The sequence below is a fragment of the Halalkalicoccus sp. NIPERK01 genome (genome assembly GCF_030287405.1).
Lineage (GTDB): Archaea > Halobacteriota > Halobacteria > Halobacteriales > Halalkalicoccaceae > Halalkalicoccus.
The window spans coordinates 398,391-411,805 of the sequence record NZ_JASVVV010000002.1 but is presented as its reverse complement, the minus strand read 5'-3'; the positions used below and the strand labels follow the sequence as shown (position 1 = coordinate 411,805).

Annotated in this window: 16 protein-coding genes; 8 read left to right on the top strand and 8 right to left on the bottom strand. The window is 67.4% G+C overall.

Translation table 11 applies throughout. From position 1 onward, the window contains the following. Window positions 1-42 precede the first annotated feature (42 nt). Window positions 43-756 (bottom strand): DUF4396 domain-containing protein, encoded by a 714-nt coding sequence (locus QRT08_RS08235; protein ID WP_286045460.1) that lies wholly within the window; start codon window positions 754-756, stop codon window positions 43-45. Between the two features lie 66 nt (window positions 757-822). Then, window positions 823-1,176 carry a four-helix bundle copper-binding protein gene (locus QRT08_RS08230; protein ID WP_286045459.1) on the bottom strand — a complete coding sequence of 118 codons (354 nt, stop codon included), beginning with the start codon at window positions 1,174-1,176 and terminating at the stop codon, window positions 823-825. Between the two features lie 173 nt (window positions 1,177-1,349). Here QRT08_RS08230 and QRT08_RS08225 point away from each other — a divergent pair, with 173 nt between their 5' ends. Next, entirely contained in the window at window positions 1,350-2,111 is a 762-nt protein-coding gene (locus tag QRT08_RS08225) for a hypothetical protein (protein WP_286045458.1), read from the top strand. Between the two features lie 6 nt (window positions 2,112-2,117). Here the strand turns inward: QRT08_RS08225 and QRT08_RS08220 are convergent, their stop codons facing one another. Genes QRT08_RS08220 through trpC form a run of 4 tightly spaced genes read right to left on the bottom strand, consistent with a single transcriptional unit; the run spans window position 2,118 to window position 5,799 of the window. Beyond that, entirely contained in the window at window positions 2,118-2,912 is a 795-nt protein-coding gene (locus QRT08_RS08220) for a 2-amino-3,7-dideoxy-D-threo-hept-6-ulosonate synthase (protein ID WP_286045457.1), read from the bottom strand. A 27-nt stretch (window positions 2,913-2,939) separates the two neighbouring features. Then, window positions 2,940-3,821: a tryptophan synthase subunit alpha gene (trpA, locus tag QRT08_RS08215; RefSeq protein WP_286045456.1), complete on the bottom strand. Its 882-nt coding sequence runs from the start codon at window positions 3,819-3,821 to the stop codon at window positions 2,940-2,942. Then, entirely contained in the window at window positions 3,818-5,050 is a 1,233-nt protein-coding gene (gene trpB / locus QRT08_RS08210; protein WP_286045455.1) for a tryptophan synthase subunit beta, read from the bottom strand. The genes trpA and trpB overlap by 4 nt, the downstream gene beginning before the upstream one ends. After that, entirely contained in the window at window positions 5,047-5,799 is a 753-nt protein-coding gene (gene trpC / locus QRT08_RS08205; RefSeq protein ID WP_286045454.1) for an indole-3-glycerol phosphate synthase, read from the bottom strand. Before trpC ends, trpB begins: the two co-directional genes overlap by 4 nt. A 77-nt stretch (window positions 5,800-5,876) precedes the next feature. On the opposite strand from trpC, the gene QRT08_RS08200 reads away from it, so the two are divergent. Both QRT08_RS08200 and QRT08_RS08195 read left to right on the top strand, forming a co-directional pair. Next, the gene (locus QRT08_RS08200) at window positions 5,877-6,335 is read left to right on the top strand and encodes an MGMT family protein (RefSeq protein ID WP_286045453.1); all 459 of its coding nucleotides are present in this window, start codon (window positions 5,877-5,879) and stop codon (window positions 6,333-6,335) included. Between the two features lie 44 nt (window positions 6,336-6,379). After that, window positions 6,380-6,634, top strand: a complete 255-nt coding sequence (locus tag QRT08_RS08195; RefSeq protein WP_286045452.1) for a hypothetical protein — start codon at window positions 6,380-6,382, stop codon at window positions 6,632-6,634. A 2-nt stretch (window positions 6,635-6,636) separates the two neighbouring features. Here the strand turns inward: QRT08_RS08195 and QRT08_RS08190 are convergent, their stop codons facing one another. Both QRT08_RS08190 and lonB read right to left on the bottom strand, forming a co-directional pair. After that, on the bottom strand, window positions 6,637-7,338 hold the full coding sequence (locus tag QRT08_RS08190) for a CPBP family intramembrane glutamic endopeptidase (RefSeq protein WP_286045451.1): 702 nt from the start codon (window positions 7,336-7,338) through the stop codon (window positions 6,637-6,639). A 1-nt stretch (window position 7,339) separates the two neighbouring features. Further along, window positions 7,340-9,376: an ATP-dependent protease LonB gene (lonB, locus tag QRT08_RS08185; protein ID WP_286045450.1), complete on the bottom strand. Its 2,037-nt coding sequence runs from the start codon at window positions 9,374-9,376 to the stop codon at window positions 7,340-7,342. Window positions 9,377-9,487: 111 nt separating this feature from the next. On the opposite strand from lonB, the gene QRT08_RS08180 reads away from it, so the two are divergent. From QRT08_RS08180 to QRT08_RS08160, 5 genes are all read left to right on the top strand, one after another. Next, window positions 9,488-10,006, top strand: coding sequence for a nicotinamide-nucleotide adenylyltransferase (locus QRT08_RS08180; RefSeq protein WP_286045449.1), 519 nt, complete (start codon window positions 9,488-9,490; stop codon window positions 10,004-10,006). Then, window positions 10,003-10,773: an SAM hydrolase/SAM-dependent halogenase family protein gene (locus QRT08_RS08175; RefSeq protein ID WP_286045448.1), complete on the top strand. Its 771-nt coding sequence runs from the start codon at window positions 10,003-10,005 to the stop codon at window positions 10,771-10,773. Before QRT08_RS08180 ends, QRT08_RS08175 begins: the two co-directional genes overlap by 4 nt. Before the next feature lie 46 nt (window positions 10,774-10,819). Beyond that, the gene (locus QRT08_RS08170; protein ID WP_286045447.1) at window positions 10,820-12,028 is read left to right on the top strand and encodes an MFS transporter; all 1,209 of its coding nucleotides are present in this window, start codon (window positions 10,820-10,822) and stop codon (window positions 12,026-12,028) included. 57 nt (window positions 12,029-12,085) lie between these two features. Continuing rightward, complete coding sequence (locus tag QRT08_RS08165) at window positions 12,086-12,700, top strand: trimeric intracellular cation channel family protein (RefSeq protein WP_286045446.1); 615 nt, start codon at window positions 12,086-12,088, stop codon at window positions 12,698-12,700. Window positions 12,701-12,773: 73 nt separating this feature from the next. After that, window positions 12,774-13,385 carry a DUF8130 domain-containing protein gene (locus QRT08_RS08160; protein WP_286045445.1) on the top strand — a complete coding sequence of 204 codons (612 nt, stop codon included), beginning with the start codon at window positions 12,774-12,776 and terminating at the stop codon, window positions 13,383-13,385. Window positions 13,386-13,415 lie beyond the last annotated feature (30 nt).

Below are 13,415 nucleotides of genomic sequence, written 5' to 3'. Positions count from 1 at the left end.
GGATCGGGCTTTCGATGCATGATCGAATCATCGTCTCTCCGATCATCGCATCTCCTGTGGATTCATCATCCCCTCCTTCACGCCCAACGAGATCAGACCGACGTTGACCGGGTACGCCGCGACGAACCCCACCGACAGCGAGAACGCCATCGCCATCCAGAACAGGATGCTTCCCATCCCCGCGGTACCTGCCAGCAGCAGGTCGGTGGCGATGGCGGCGATCTCCATGACCGTGATGCTCGGCGTCTCGCTGAGGAACGCGTCCTTGGTGGCCGCGCGAAAGCTCTCGCCCTCCTGCATCAGCGGCCCGATGTTGAGCCCGTAGCCGAACAGGTACGCGAAGCCGAACGTGATCAGGACGACCCAGACGGTACTCAGCGCGAGGAGCCCCTGTGCGAGGGTGATACCGACGATCTCGCCGGCACCACAGCCCGAATAGCAGTGGCTGGTCGAGCGCGACCCCCGCCGCCAGAACGAATCGCGGCTGATCTGGGTCCGGCCCGTGTACCAGTAGACCGCGAGTCCGATCGGCCCCGAATAGAGGACGGTGAGCGTCCAGACGAACTTCATCATCGACGGCAGCGGCTGGTTGTGCTCCCCGAGATCCCACCAGAGGACGCCCAGCGACGTGATCACGAGGAGCGCCCATACCGCCGCGACAAGCGGGCTCGAGAGGATCGGTTCGAGGACTACTCTGACTGGTTCGAACGCCCGTTCGAGGCGCAGTCCGACCTCGAGGAGCCACTGTGGAAGCACCGACTTCTGGAGGAGGACTATAGCTAGTAGGTGGAAAAACATGGGTGATACAGCGCGCGGGAGAAGTCAGTCCATCGCCTCGATCATCTCGCGGCAGGCGTCGGCGCACTCGGGCAGGACCTCCGCACACAGCTGGCAGTGGTCGTGATCGTGCTGTTCGCACTCCTCGGCACACGCCTCACAGGCCTCGGCACACAGCTCGGCAGTCTGCGTGTGGAACGTCGAGTCGCGCGCACACAGCCGAGCACACTGGGTCGCGAGGTCGGCGACGTCTCGACACAGCCGGAGACACTCGGCCATCTCCTCGCCGTGGCCGGCGCACTCGTCGGCGCACCACTCACACGCTTGGGTGGCCTCGAAGCAGCTGTCGATACACCGTTCCATCTCGTCGTCGAGGTGGTCGATTTCTGAGAGCGCCATTGCAGTCGATCCGTCGTCACGACCCGACTTCGTTATGTGCTTGCAAACCGCCCGAAAACGAACGATGAGGTCGACTTCTGCGGTGCGGAATCGTCGTGGACGATCCGTGAGGTCGAGCTACCCCGGCCTTAACGCCTCCTCGAATTAAGTGGAGACCGGTCCATGTGTGACTTATGGTCACCATCGTACCGTTGAGCGTCCACCTGCTGGGTGTCCCGTTCACCCTCATGGTTGGAACCGCCGCGAGCGTGCTGTCGGTGCTCTCGTGGGCCCAGTTCCGCGAGTCGCCCTTAGGACGTGTGGCGGCGGCCGTGGCAGTGGTCATGTCCCTCTCCGTCGGCTACCACGTGCTGTTGCTCGCGGCCGAGAACCTACCGGCGCTCGAACTCCTGAACGGAGTGCTGTACGTCGTCTTGCTCGGCGGGATCTGGTCGATGGTTCGTACCTACCGCCGTCTTGGGATGCCGATCGGCGCGTATCGCTATCCTCCGATCGTCACCTGCGTGGGCGTGGTCGCGCTCGTCGCGATCGGCCTCGCGAACGACCTGGTAACCCTTCCGTTCGTCCACTGGGGCCACGGGTTCGCCGCGTTGCTCGTCCTCGGCGGATTGTACCGCTCGGTCGGTCCCGACTTCCGACCGACCGAGTGGCCCGAACGGCTCTTTCGCGATCCCTGTCGAATACGGGAGCCGGCCGACTGGATGACGCCACTGGACGATTCCATCCTCGAACTCTGCTACTCGTCCGGACTGGTCCTCACGCCCGCGATCATCGGTTTCAACACCGAGTACAGTCGAGCGGAGGTGAACCGCCGTCTGAGCCGCCTGGAACGTCACGACCTCGTCGAGCGGGTCGACCGTGGAAAGTATCGGATTACCCCGCTCGGAGAGCGGTATCTCCAGGGACGGTGTGGGACGCTGGCCGGTAGCTCGTGATGCGACTTACGCCTCGACCGCGAGCCCCGCCGTCTCGATGGCCTCCTCGGCGCTGGCGTCCTCGTGGATGATCGCCGAGACGGCTCTTGTGATCGCCTCGGGGTCGTCGTGCTGGAAGATCGACCGGCCCATCGAGATGCCCGCGCCGCCGGCGTCGATCGTGCCCCGAACCTTTTCGAGGGTTTCTTTATCGGTTCCGCGCGCGCCGCCCGCGATAACCACGGGCAGCCGGGTCGACTCGACGACGTGCTGGAAGCTCTCGGCGTCGCCCGAGTAGCCCGTCTTGACGATATCGGCACCGAGTTCCTCGGCGAGGCGCACCGCGTGGCCGAGCGCCTCGGGGTCGGCCCCGTCGATGCCGGGCCCGCGCGCGTAGGCCATGGCCAGCACGGGCATACCAAACCGATCCGCCCGATCGGTCAACCGGGCGAGCCCCTCGATCTGCTCGGGTTCGTAGTCCGAGCCGACGTTGATGTGGAACGAAACGGCGTCCGCGCCCGCACGGATCGCCTCCTCGACGGTGCCCGTGACCCGCTTGTCGCTCTCGTCGGGGCCGATGGTGGTCGAGCCGTTGAGGTGGACGACGTAGCCCGCGCCGTTGGTGTTGGGATGCACGCGGGGTGCGATCCCCTTCTGGGTGAGCACGCAGTCCGCGCCGCCGCGCGTCACCGCGTCGATCGTCCCCTCGATGTCCTTCAGGCCCTTCACCGCGCCCATGGTGATCCCGTGATCCATCGGGACGACGAGGTACTTGCCGTCGGTGCTGATCCGCTCGAGTCGTGCGTCGAATCCCGCGGTCATAGTATGAGACACTCCGGCATGGAGCGGTTATGGACGTTCCGGTTGCGGCCGGCTTTCGGCCCCGGCCAGCGCACCCTCCTTCAGCTCACGAGCCTTCCGTTCGAGGCGCTCGGCGACGGTTCCCTCGTCCGTCTCGCCCTCGGCTACGATATCGACGAGCGCGCTTCCGACGATGATCCCGTCGGCACCGCCCGCGACGATGCGTTCCGCGTGTTCGCGCTCGCTGATCCCGAAGCCGACCGCTTTGGGAACGTCCCACTCTTCCAGACGTCCGAGGCTCGTATCGGTCTGATCGCTCACGTCCGCGCGCGCACCCGTCGTTCCGAGGCGCGCCTGCACGTAGACGTAGCCCGAGACCTGACTCATGATCCGTCTCAGCCGCTCGCCGCGCGTGGTCGGCGCGACGATGAAGATCAGGTCCAGTCTGTAGGTATCGCAGGCCTCCCGGAGCGGGTCGGCCTCTTCGGCGGGCAAGTCCGGCACGACGAAGCCGTCGATTCCGACCTCAGCGGCCCTACGGACGAACGGCTCCGGACCCTCTTCGTCGCCGTATCGATAGATCAGGTTGTAGTAGGTCATGCAGACGATCGGTACCCCCACGTCCAGATCTTCGACGAGATCGAAATACACGTCGGGGGTCATCCCGCCCGAAAGCGAGCGGACGATCGCGTTCTGGATGGTCGAGCCCTCCGCGATCGGCTCCGAGAAGGGCAGTCCGAGTTCGACGATGTCGGCCCCGCCACGGACCAGCGCGCGGACGTACTCCTTGGTCGACTCGACGCCGGAAGACGGAACGTCTTCCGAGCCTCCGGTCGCTTCGCTCCCGGAGACACCTGAATCGCCCGCCGCGAGGTACGGGATGAACGCCGGGCCCTCGGCGAGCGCCTCGTCGATGCGACTCGGACTCATCGTCCACCTCGGAAGACATCCATGTCGGGCGTGCCCTCGATGTCGCGTTCGGCCGTCTCCTCGATCACCGATTCGAGGTCCTTATCGCCCCGTCCCGAGACGTTGACGATCACGACCTCTCCCAAGTCCTCGTACTCCTCTTCGAGGAAGGCGAACGCGTGGGCCGTCTCCAGCGCGGGGATGATCCCCTCCAACTGGGAGAGGCGATGGAACGCCTCCAGCGCCCCGTCGTCGTCGACGTTCACGGGCGTGACCCGGCCCTCGTCGACGAGGTGGGCGAGCTCCGGACCCACCCCGGCGTAATCCAGCCCCGACGAAACGGAGTGCGATTCCATGATCTGGCCGTCGGCGTCCTGCAGGAGCTTCGTTCGCGCGCCGTGGAGGACGCCCTCGCTTCCGGTCGAGAGCGACGCCGAGTTGGGCGCGACGCCGGCCGCCTCGTCGACTTCTAAACTACTTCCGCCGGCCTCGACGGCGTACAATCCCACGCCGTCCGCGACGAACTCGTCAAAGGCGCCCATCGTGTTCGACCCGCCACCCGCACACGCGAGCACGCTGTCGGGTAGCCGTCCCGCCTTCTCCCGGATCTGCTCGCGGGCCTCCTCGCCGATCACCGCTTGGAAGTCCCGGACCATCCGCGGGAAGGGGTGCGGGCCCACGACGCTCCCGATCACGTAGTGGGTGTCCTCGACCGACGTGGCCCAGTCGCGCATCGTCTCCGAGATGGCCTCCTTCAGCGTGCCCCGCCCCGTCGTCACCGGGTTGACCTCCGCCCCGTTCAGGCGCATCCGGAAGACGTTGGGGCGCTGGCGGTTGATGTCGCGCTCGCCCATGTAGATCTCGCAGTCCAGCCCCAGATGGGCACAGGCCATCGCCGTCGCGGTGCCGTGCTGTCCGGCCCCGGTCTCGGCGATGATCCGACCCTTGCCCATGTACTTCGCGAGCAGGGCCTGGCCCAGCGCGTTGTTCAGTTTGTGGGCGCCTCCATGGAGGAGGTCCTCGCGTTTGAGATAGACCTCCCGGTCGTAGCGCGCCGAGAGGGCTTCCGCGTGCTGGAGCGGCGTGGGTCGCCCGCCGAAATCGCGCAGTCGGGCGCGAAACTCGTCCACGAACCCCTCGTCGTTTTCGAGAACGAACCGCTGGTACGCGTCCTCCAGTTCCTCGATCGCGGGCATCAGCGCCTCGGGGACGTACTGGCCGCCGTAGCGTCCGAACTTGCTCGTGCTCATGCTGTGGTGAATCGCCTCGTGTTCTCGCGTACGTCGCCGTCCATGATGGCGGTACCGATCAACAGCGCGTCCGCGCCCGTCCCGCGCATCCGCCGGACGTCTTCCTTCGAGCCGATCCCGCTTTCCGCGATCAACAGTACATCGTCGGGGGCCTCGCTCGCGACCTCCTCGAACGTGTTCAGATCCACTTCCAACCGGGCGAGGTCGCGGTTGTTGATTCCGATGATCTCGGCGCCGGCCCCGACCGCCGTCGCCAGTTCCTCGCGGGTGTGGACCTCGACGAGCGGCTGGAATCCCCGCTCTCTCGCCGCCGTCACGAGCCCTTCGAGATCGTCGACGAACCGGGCGATCAACAGGATCAGGTCGGCCTCGACGACGTCCATCTGCGACTCCCGCAGGACGAAGTCCTTGCGGAGCACCGGAACGTCGACGGCCCCGCGCACGGCCTCGAGCGTCCCGGGCGAGCCCCCGAAGTGCTCGGGTTCGGTCAGCACCGACAGCGCCGTCGCCCCGCCCGCGACCATCTCCCTCGCCAACCCGACGGGATCGTCCGTCCGAACCCCGTCGGTCGTCGGACTGGTCGGCTTGACCTCCGCGATCACCGGCACGCGGCCCTCACGCTCGACGGCGGCGACCGCCTCGGGGAACGACCGCGCCTCGACCGAGAGGCGTTCTCCGCCCCCCTCGCGTTCGCGTGCCGCCCGCAGGATCGACTCGACGGCCGGTGCGACCGGATCGCTAGCGTTCATTATTGTACACTAACGGACGGATTTGCACATAAGGCTTGCGTCACGGGGTTGAAGTCGGCCTCGCCCCTCCGTTCGGTATGGACGAGAGCGACACGGGGATTTACGCACGCGAGATCGCGGGGATCGACCGCGTCGTCCAGATCGGGATCGCGTCGGGACGCGTGATCAGCCTCTCGCTTCCCGACACGCCCTCCGAGGAGGCCACGCGCGGCCACGCGTTGCTCGACCGGATCGAGCGCTATCTCGGGGGCGAACACGACGACTTCGAGGATGTCCCGATCGCGCTCACGGTGCCCACGGACCACCGGGCGGTGCTCGAGAAGGCGCGGGCGATCCCCTTCGGTGAGACGACCGACGTGGCGACGCTCGCCCGCACGACGCCCGGCCTCGACGAGGAGGACGAGGCCGTCGTGCGCGCCGCGCTCGAATCGAACCCGGTTCCGATCCTGATCCCGGATCACCGGGTCGCCGACGGCCCGAACGCCCTCTCCCCGGAAATCACACGCCTGCTGCGCTCGCTCGAATCGAACCGATAACCATCGGCCAAAATATATTTATTATAATACGTTTACGATATGGTATGTCGACATCGCTCGCCGATCTCGCATCGACACCGACACGGGACTACGCGCGGGGCTGCATCGTCTGTGGGCTCGTCGTCTCGTTCGGGTGGCTCGCCCTCCTCATGGGGACGTACCTCTTCGTCACCGGCTTCCTCCCCGGGATGGAACGCGAACTCCTCGCCCTCTCGGGGGGCTGGACGTTTCTCGGCGTGACGCTGCTGTTGGTCGGCGGCGTTCGCGCCTACAACGTCTTCCTGCGCGGTCCGTACTGATTCTACGCCGCCCACTCGACTCCTAGCCCCTCGTGGACGACGAACTCCAGCGCGTTCACGAGGTAGTGTGCGATCACGACGACGAGCAGGCTTTCCGTCACGATGAACCCCGCCGCGAGCGCGAAGCCGAGGAGGCCGGTCACGGCGACCCCCGTCCGGCCCTGTGCGCCGTGGCCGACCGCGAAGAGGACCGAGGAAACGAGAGCGAGGAGCCACGGCGAGACGCCGTAGCCCGCCCAGACGACGCCGATCAGCGCCGCCCGGAAGAGGAACTCCTCGAAGAGGGCGATCACCGGGAGGACGAACCCCAGGAGGACGGCCCACCCGCCGATGGACCCGGGCGCGAGGAGTTCGCGCAGTCCCTCGTCGTACTCGAACCCGAGTCGATCGGCGGTCGCACCGCCGAGTTCGGAGCCGAGATAGAGAACGAACCCGAGACCCACGCCGATCGCGAGCGCCCTCGTTCCCGTCGTACCCGCGCCGAGGCCGACGGCGGCGAGCGGTATTTCGGTGTACCACGCCGCGGCGAGCAGCACGCCCAGCAGCACGCCCTGCGAGAGCGCGACGTTGACGAGCAGGAGCCCGCTCGTGAGTTCGACGTCGGGATCGGGTTCGTCGATCGCCGACCGGGAGGCGTGAGCGAGCGCGAGAAGGAGGACCGTGACGACGCCCGTCAGGCCGACGAACGTCGCCCACTCGGCCACGCTACTGCGGGGCGGGACTGCCGCCCGGGACCTGTCTGTCCCGTTCGAGCGCGGTCGTGATCTGCTTCAGGCGGTCGACCAGCCCGTCCTTTTCGGGTTCGCCGACCAGCGCGATGTCGAGCACCTCGCTGATGTGGCTGACGGGGATCACCTCGATCTGCTCTTTGTACTCGTCCTCGATCATGACGTCCTGTTCGTTGGACTTGGGGATGATCACCGTGTCGATGCCGGCCTTCGCCGCGGCCTCGATCTTGTGGGTGACGCCGCCGACGGGCAGCACGTCGCCACGCACCGACAGCGAGCCGGTCATCGCGACGTCCTGGGCGATCGGGATCTCCTCGAGGGCGCTGATCACCGCCGTCGCGATCGAGATCGACGCCGAGTCGCCCTCGACGCCCTCGTAGGACTGCAGGAACTGGATGTGGACGTCCAGTTCGTTGATATCCTGGTTGGTGAACTTCTTGATGATCGCCGAGACGTTCTGGACCGACTCCTGGGCGATCTCCTGGAGCTTGCCCGTCGCGATCACCTCGCCGTGGCCCTGCGTGACCTCGGCCATGATCGGCTTGACGATACCCGAATCGTCGCCCATCACGGCGAGTCCGTTGACCCGGCCGACGACGCCGCCCTCGTTCATCGTCATGTCGTAGTCGCTGTAGCGCTCGATGAACGTATCGGCGAGCTGCTGTTCGATCGACCGCGAGCGCTTTTTCGCCTGGAGGACGTGATCGCGCGTCGTGAACTCGGCGTCCTCCGAGCGGGCGATGTCGCCCGCCACACGGACCAACCCGCCGAGGCTTCGGAAGAGAAGCGTCAGGTGGCCTTTGCGACCCGAGCGGCGCTTGGCCTCGAGGATGACCTCCTCGACGGCCTCGCGCGTGAAGTGCGGGAGCCGGCCGTCGTTTTCGACCTCCTGGGCGACGAATCTCGCGTATTTGCGACGCATCTCGGGGGTGTCCTCGATGGTGTCGTCCATGAACACCTCGTAGCCGTAGCCCTTGATCCGCGAGCGCAGTGCGGGATGCATGTTCTCGAGGGCGTCGCGGTTGCCCGCCGCGACCATGATGAAGTCACACGGGACCGGTTCGGTCTGGACCATCGCCCCCGAGGAACGCTCGCTCTGCCCGGTGATGGAGAACTCGCCCTCCTGGATGGCGGTCATCAGATGCTGCTGGCTGCGCACGTCGAGCGTGTTGATCTCGTCGATGAACAGCACGCCGCGGTGGGACTTGTGGATCCCGCCGGCTTCCACCCGATCGTGGGAGGGCGTCTCCATGCCGCCGGACTGAAACGGGTCGTGGCGGACGTCGCCCAACAGCGCGCCGGCGTGGGCTCCGGTCACGTCCTCGAAGGGCGCGGTGGTGCGGTCGGCGTTGTTGATCAGGAGGTTCGGGATCATCGCGTCGGAGCCGCGGTTCGCGTACTTGAACGCGAGGTAGATGATCGCGGCGGCGATGATTCCCAAGAGAATGTTCCCGATAAAGAGGGAGTACCCCAGGATGACGATGATGATCAGCCACATCAGGATGGTCCGCATCGTGTTGCGCTTGCGGGCCTCCTCCTTGTGGGCGTCGACGATCTGTTCGCCCTTTCCTGCGGGCACAGTGCGAACCTTCGGCTCGTTGCCGTCGTCGGGGTTGTGGTAGATCAGGACGTCCTGGAGGTCCTCGTTCGGCAGGAGTTGGGTCATCGCCTTGGCCAGCATCGACTTGCCGGTCCCCGGCGACCCGATCATCAGGATGTGTCGGCGCTGTTTGGCGGCCTTGCGGACGATCTCCTGGGCGTGGTCCTGGCCGATCACCTGATCGACCAGCTTCTCGGGCACCTTGATGTCCTCGGTGGACTCGACTCGCAACCCCCCGAGGAGGTCGTCCTCGTCCTCCTCGATCTCGGCGTCGAACCCGACATCGACGTCGCTCCCGAACCCGTCGTTCGAGCCCTCCTGCGGGGGCTCGTCGCGGGTGTCGTCGGGCTCCGAGCCCGACGACTCGCTCACCCCGTCTACGGGGCGATCTCCGGTGTCTCTCTCGTTGCTCATAGAATCTGGTCGCTGGTGAAAACGAAGGTTGCGGAACTGATATACTTTCTCCCTGCCGCCGGCGGACTCGCTACGCTTTTACTCCCCCGCGCTGTCGATAGGGACGGAACGATGACACGGGGGTTCTACATCGGTCGGTTCCAGCCCTACCACAACGGGCACCACCGGATGGTCGACCGGATCGCGAGCGAGGTCGACGAGCTCGTCCTCGGGATCGGCAGCGCGGGCGATTCACACTCGAGACACGATCCCTTCACGGCCGGCGAGCGCATCATGATGATCACCAAATCGCTGGTCGACTACGACCTGGTGACCTACGCCGTCCCGATCGAGGACCTCGATCGCAACTCCGTCTGGGTCAGCCACGTCCAGAGCATGAGCCCCGACTTCGATGTCGCGTACTCGAACAACCCCCTCGTGATCCGGCTGTTCGAGGAGGCGGGCGTCGAGGTGCGCCAGTCGCCGATGTTCAACCGCGAGGAGCTAGAGGGAACCGAGGTTCGAGAGCGCATGATCGAGGACCGCGACTGGGAGTCGCTCGTGCCCGAGGCGGTCGTCGACGTGATCTACGAGACGGAGGGCATCGAGCGCATCCAGCAGGTCAGTGAGACCGACGCCAACGGAACGTGATTACGCTCGCCTCGGACTTCGGCACGCCCTATCCGGCGGCGATGAAGGCCGTGATCTGCTCGCGGACCGACGCCCGACTCGTCGACGTCGCCCACGACCTCCCCCGACAGGACCCCCGGACGGCGGCGTTCTGGCTGCGCGAAGTCCTGCCGTGGTTCCCGCCGGCGGTCCACCTCGCCGTGATCGACCCCGGCGTCGGCACCGAGAGGAAGGCGCTGGTCGTCCGCGCCGGCGAGCACGCCCTCGTGGGACCGGACAACGGCGTCCTCCTCCCCGCGGCCCGCCGCCTCGGCGAGCCGGAGGCCTTCGCCATCGACCCCGACCACGAGGCGTTTCCCGGCACCGACGGCGAGGGGCGCACGTTCGACGGCCGGGACGTTTTTGCACCTGTCGCCGCGGCGGTCCACGAGGCCGGCGTCGACGAACTCGAAGGGATCGAGTGGCTCTCGGCGACCGACCACGCGGACCTCCGGTTTCCCGACCCGGAGGTGCGCGAGCGCGAGGCCGTCGGCGAGGTGCTCGTGGTCGACGGCTTCGGCAACGCGATCACCAACGTCCCGGGCGACGTTCTGGACGGGCGGTTCGGCGGGGACGTCGCCGTGAACGGAACGGCCGTCCCCGCCGAGCGGAGCTACGCACACGTCGACCCCGGGGAGCGACTCGTCACCGTCGGGAGCCACGGCAACGTCGAACTCGCGGTCAACGCCGGCCGCGGCGACGAGGCGTTCGGTGTCGAGGCCGAATCCCCGGTCCGGGTCTCGTACTGACCCGCCGGACCGGCGCGCTTACGGCGCTCCGTCGAGGAGGGCCCGTGTGACCCGGTCCGCGAACCGGTGGAATCACGTCGCGCTCGTCCTCGGGGCCGCGAGCTACGCCTGCTTGCTGTTCGTCTGGTTCCTCCTGCCCGCCTTCCTCTCGCCCGTGATCGCCGACCTCTCGCTCTCGAACTGGCAGGCGGGCGTCCTCGTCGGGGCGGTCCCCCTCACGTACATCCCCCTCTCGCTGCTCAGCGGGCTCGCCATCGACCGCGTCGGCCCCCGCCTCGGAGTCGGCCTCGGGCTCTCGATATTCGGCCTCGCGGGCGCGGGCCGGAGCGTCGCGGCGGACTTTCCCTCCTTGCTCGCCTGTACCCTGCTCGTCGGTGTGGGAGCGACCGGGATCACCTTCGGCCTGCCCAAACTCGTCGCGGACCTGTTTCCCCCTGAAAGAACCGGCTCGGCCTCCACCGTCTACGTTCTGGGTTCCTACGCTGGGTCGGCGGGCGCCTTTGCGGTCGGGCGGCCCCTCCTAGGACCGGCACTCGGCGGCTGGCGGCCCACGTTCCTCTACACCGGCCTCGCGGCGGTCGCCTTCGCGCTCGTCTGGGGGCTCGCCACTGCGCGGATCGAGCCTCGAAGCGGCGACGAAAGCCGAACATTCTCGCTCGGATCGCTTCGCGAGGACGCCGATCGTGTGCTCTCGAACCCCGCCATGCTCCTGCTCGTGGTCGTCGGGACGGCGTACCTCTCGGCGAGCCACGGGCTGCAGGGCTGGCTCGTGACGCTCTTCGAAGCTCGAGGGGTTCGCCCCGCCCTCGCCGGCCTCACGACCACGGTACTGGTGGCCGGCCAGGTCGTCGGCGCGCTCTCGCTCCCGCCGCTCTCGGACCGCCTCTCGGCGCGCCGTCCGGCGGTCGTTCTCTCGGGGATGCTCGTGACGGGCGGCACGCTCGTCCTGCTGGTCGCGGAGTCGGCCCTCGTGATCGCCGCACTCGGAATCGTCGCGGTCGGGATCGGTCTCGGCGGGGTCGGCCCGCTGTTGCGCGCGATCCCGGTCGAGTTGGAGGGGATCGGACCCGGTCTGACCGCCACCGCCGTCGGCTTCGTCTTCGCGGTCGGCGAACTAGGTGGGTTCCTCGGCCCGTTTCTCGTCGGCTCGCTCCGGGACCTGACCGGGTCGTTCGCCCCCGGGCTGACGGTCATCGCGCTGGCCGGCATCGCCATCGCCGCCGCCGGCTGGCGGATGACCGGCGTGGACTCCTGATCGGGCGGTCGCCGTACCGAACGGGTGATTACGCGGGACCGATTCGATCCTGACAGCATGAGCGACGCCTTCGCGCTGATGAACGTGGTCGGCCTGCTCGCCTTCGCCATCGTCGGCTCGCTCAAGGGCGCGGAGGCCGATCTCGACCTGTTCGGGGTCGCAGTCCTCGGAATCCTGACCGCGCTCGGCGGCGGGATCGTCCGCGATACGCTCGTCGGGCAGGTCCCGCTCGCGCTCCGCACGACGACCGACGTGCTGGTGGTGCTCCTCGGCGTCGCGCTCGCGGTCGTGATCATCCGACGGTTCGGTGACCTCCGTGATCATCCGCTCGTGGTGCTTCCCGACGCGGTCGGGCTCGCCGCGTTCGCCGCGACCGGCGCGTCGGTCGGCCACGAGGCCGGCCTCACCCCCTTCGGGATCGTCGTCCTCGCGGCGCTGACCGCCGTCGGCGGCGGCAGCCTCTGTGACCTCCTGCTCGCGCGCGTCCCGGTCGTCCTCCGCGAGGACTTCTACGCGACGCCCGCCGTGATCGGCGGCGTGGCCTTCTGGCTCGGCGTTTCGGTCGGTATCCCCGTCGGGATCGCAACGATCGGCTGTGCCGTGCTGGTCCTCGCGCTTCGCCTGCTCGCGCTGCGTCGCGGCTGGCGGCTACCGCGGCTGCCGACGGTGTGATCGCGGGCTTATCGGTCGAATCGCGCTTTACGACGGCGAGAAGACCTTTCGTGCATTGGCCCGACGATCCGGTATGCGACGGCGCACCGCCCTCGAACTGGCGACGACCGGCCTGCTCGGCATCGCCGGCGCCGGCTGTCTGGGTGTCGGCGGAAATCCGACGAACGGCGACGGAACCGAGGAGACGCTCTACACCGTTTCCGTAGCGGTCACGGAGGAATCCCCCGCCGAGAAACTGCCGCTCGAACTCGACTTCGCGGTCGGACGCGAGACGATCACCGAGGACGACCCCTTCGAGATCGAGTTCGAACTGCGAAACGAGGGCGACGAGCCGATCGAGGTCTCCTCGGGCGCGCCGTGGCCGTTCGGCGTCCTGTGGATGGAGCGGAAGGACGCGCCCGACGAACCCGGCGTCACGCTCTGGACGGACGCCTACGAGGGATCGAGCCACGTCGGAACCGAGGGCCGGCGCGTAACCTGGGTCCAGGACATCGGCCTCGTCGAGGACGTGGCTGGCGGCGAATCGGTCGCGGACACCTACGAACTCCACGGCGACACGCCCGGACTGGCGCCCGAAACGTATCGGTTCAGCATCGGCGTGGGCGTGAGGGCCCGAGACGCCTCGGAGAGCGTTTCGGCCGACTTCGAACTCGCAGTCACCGACGGCTCGGAACCGACCGATTGACGGAACCCGGTTCGCACGAAAAAGTCGACT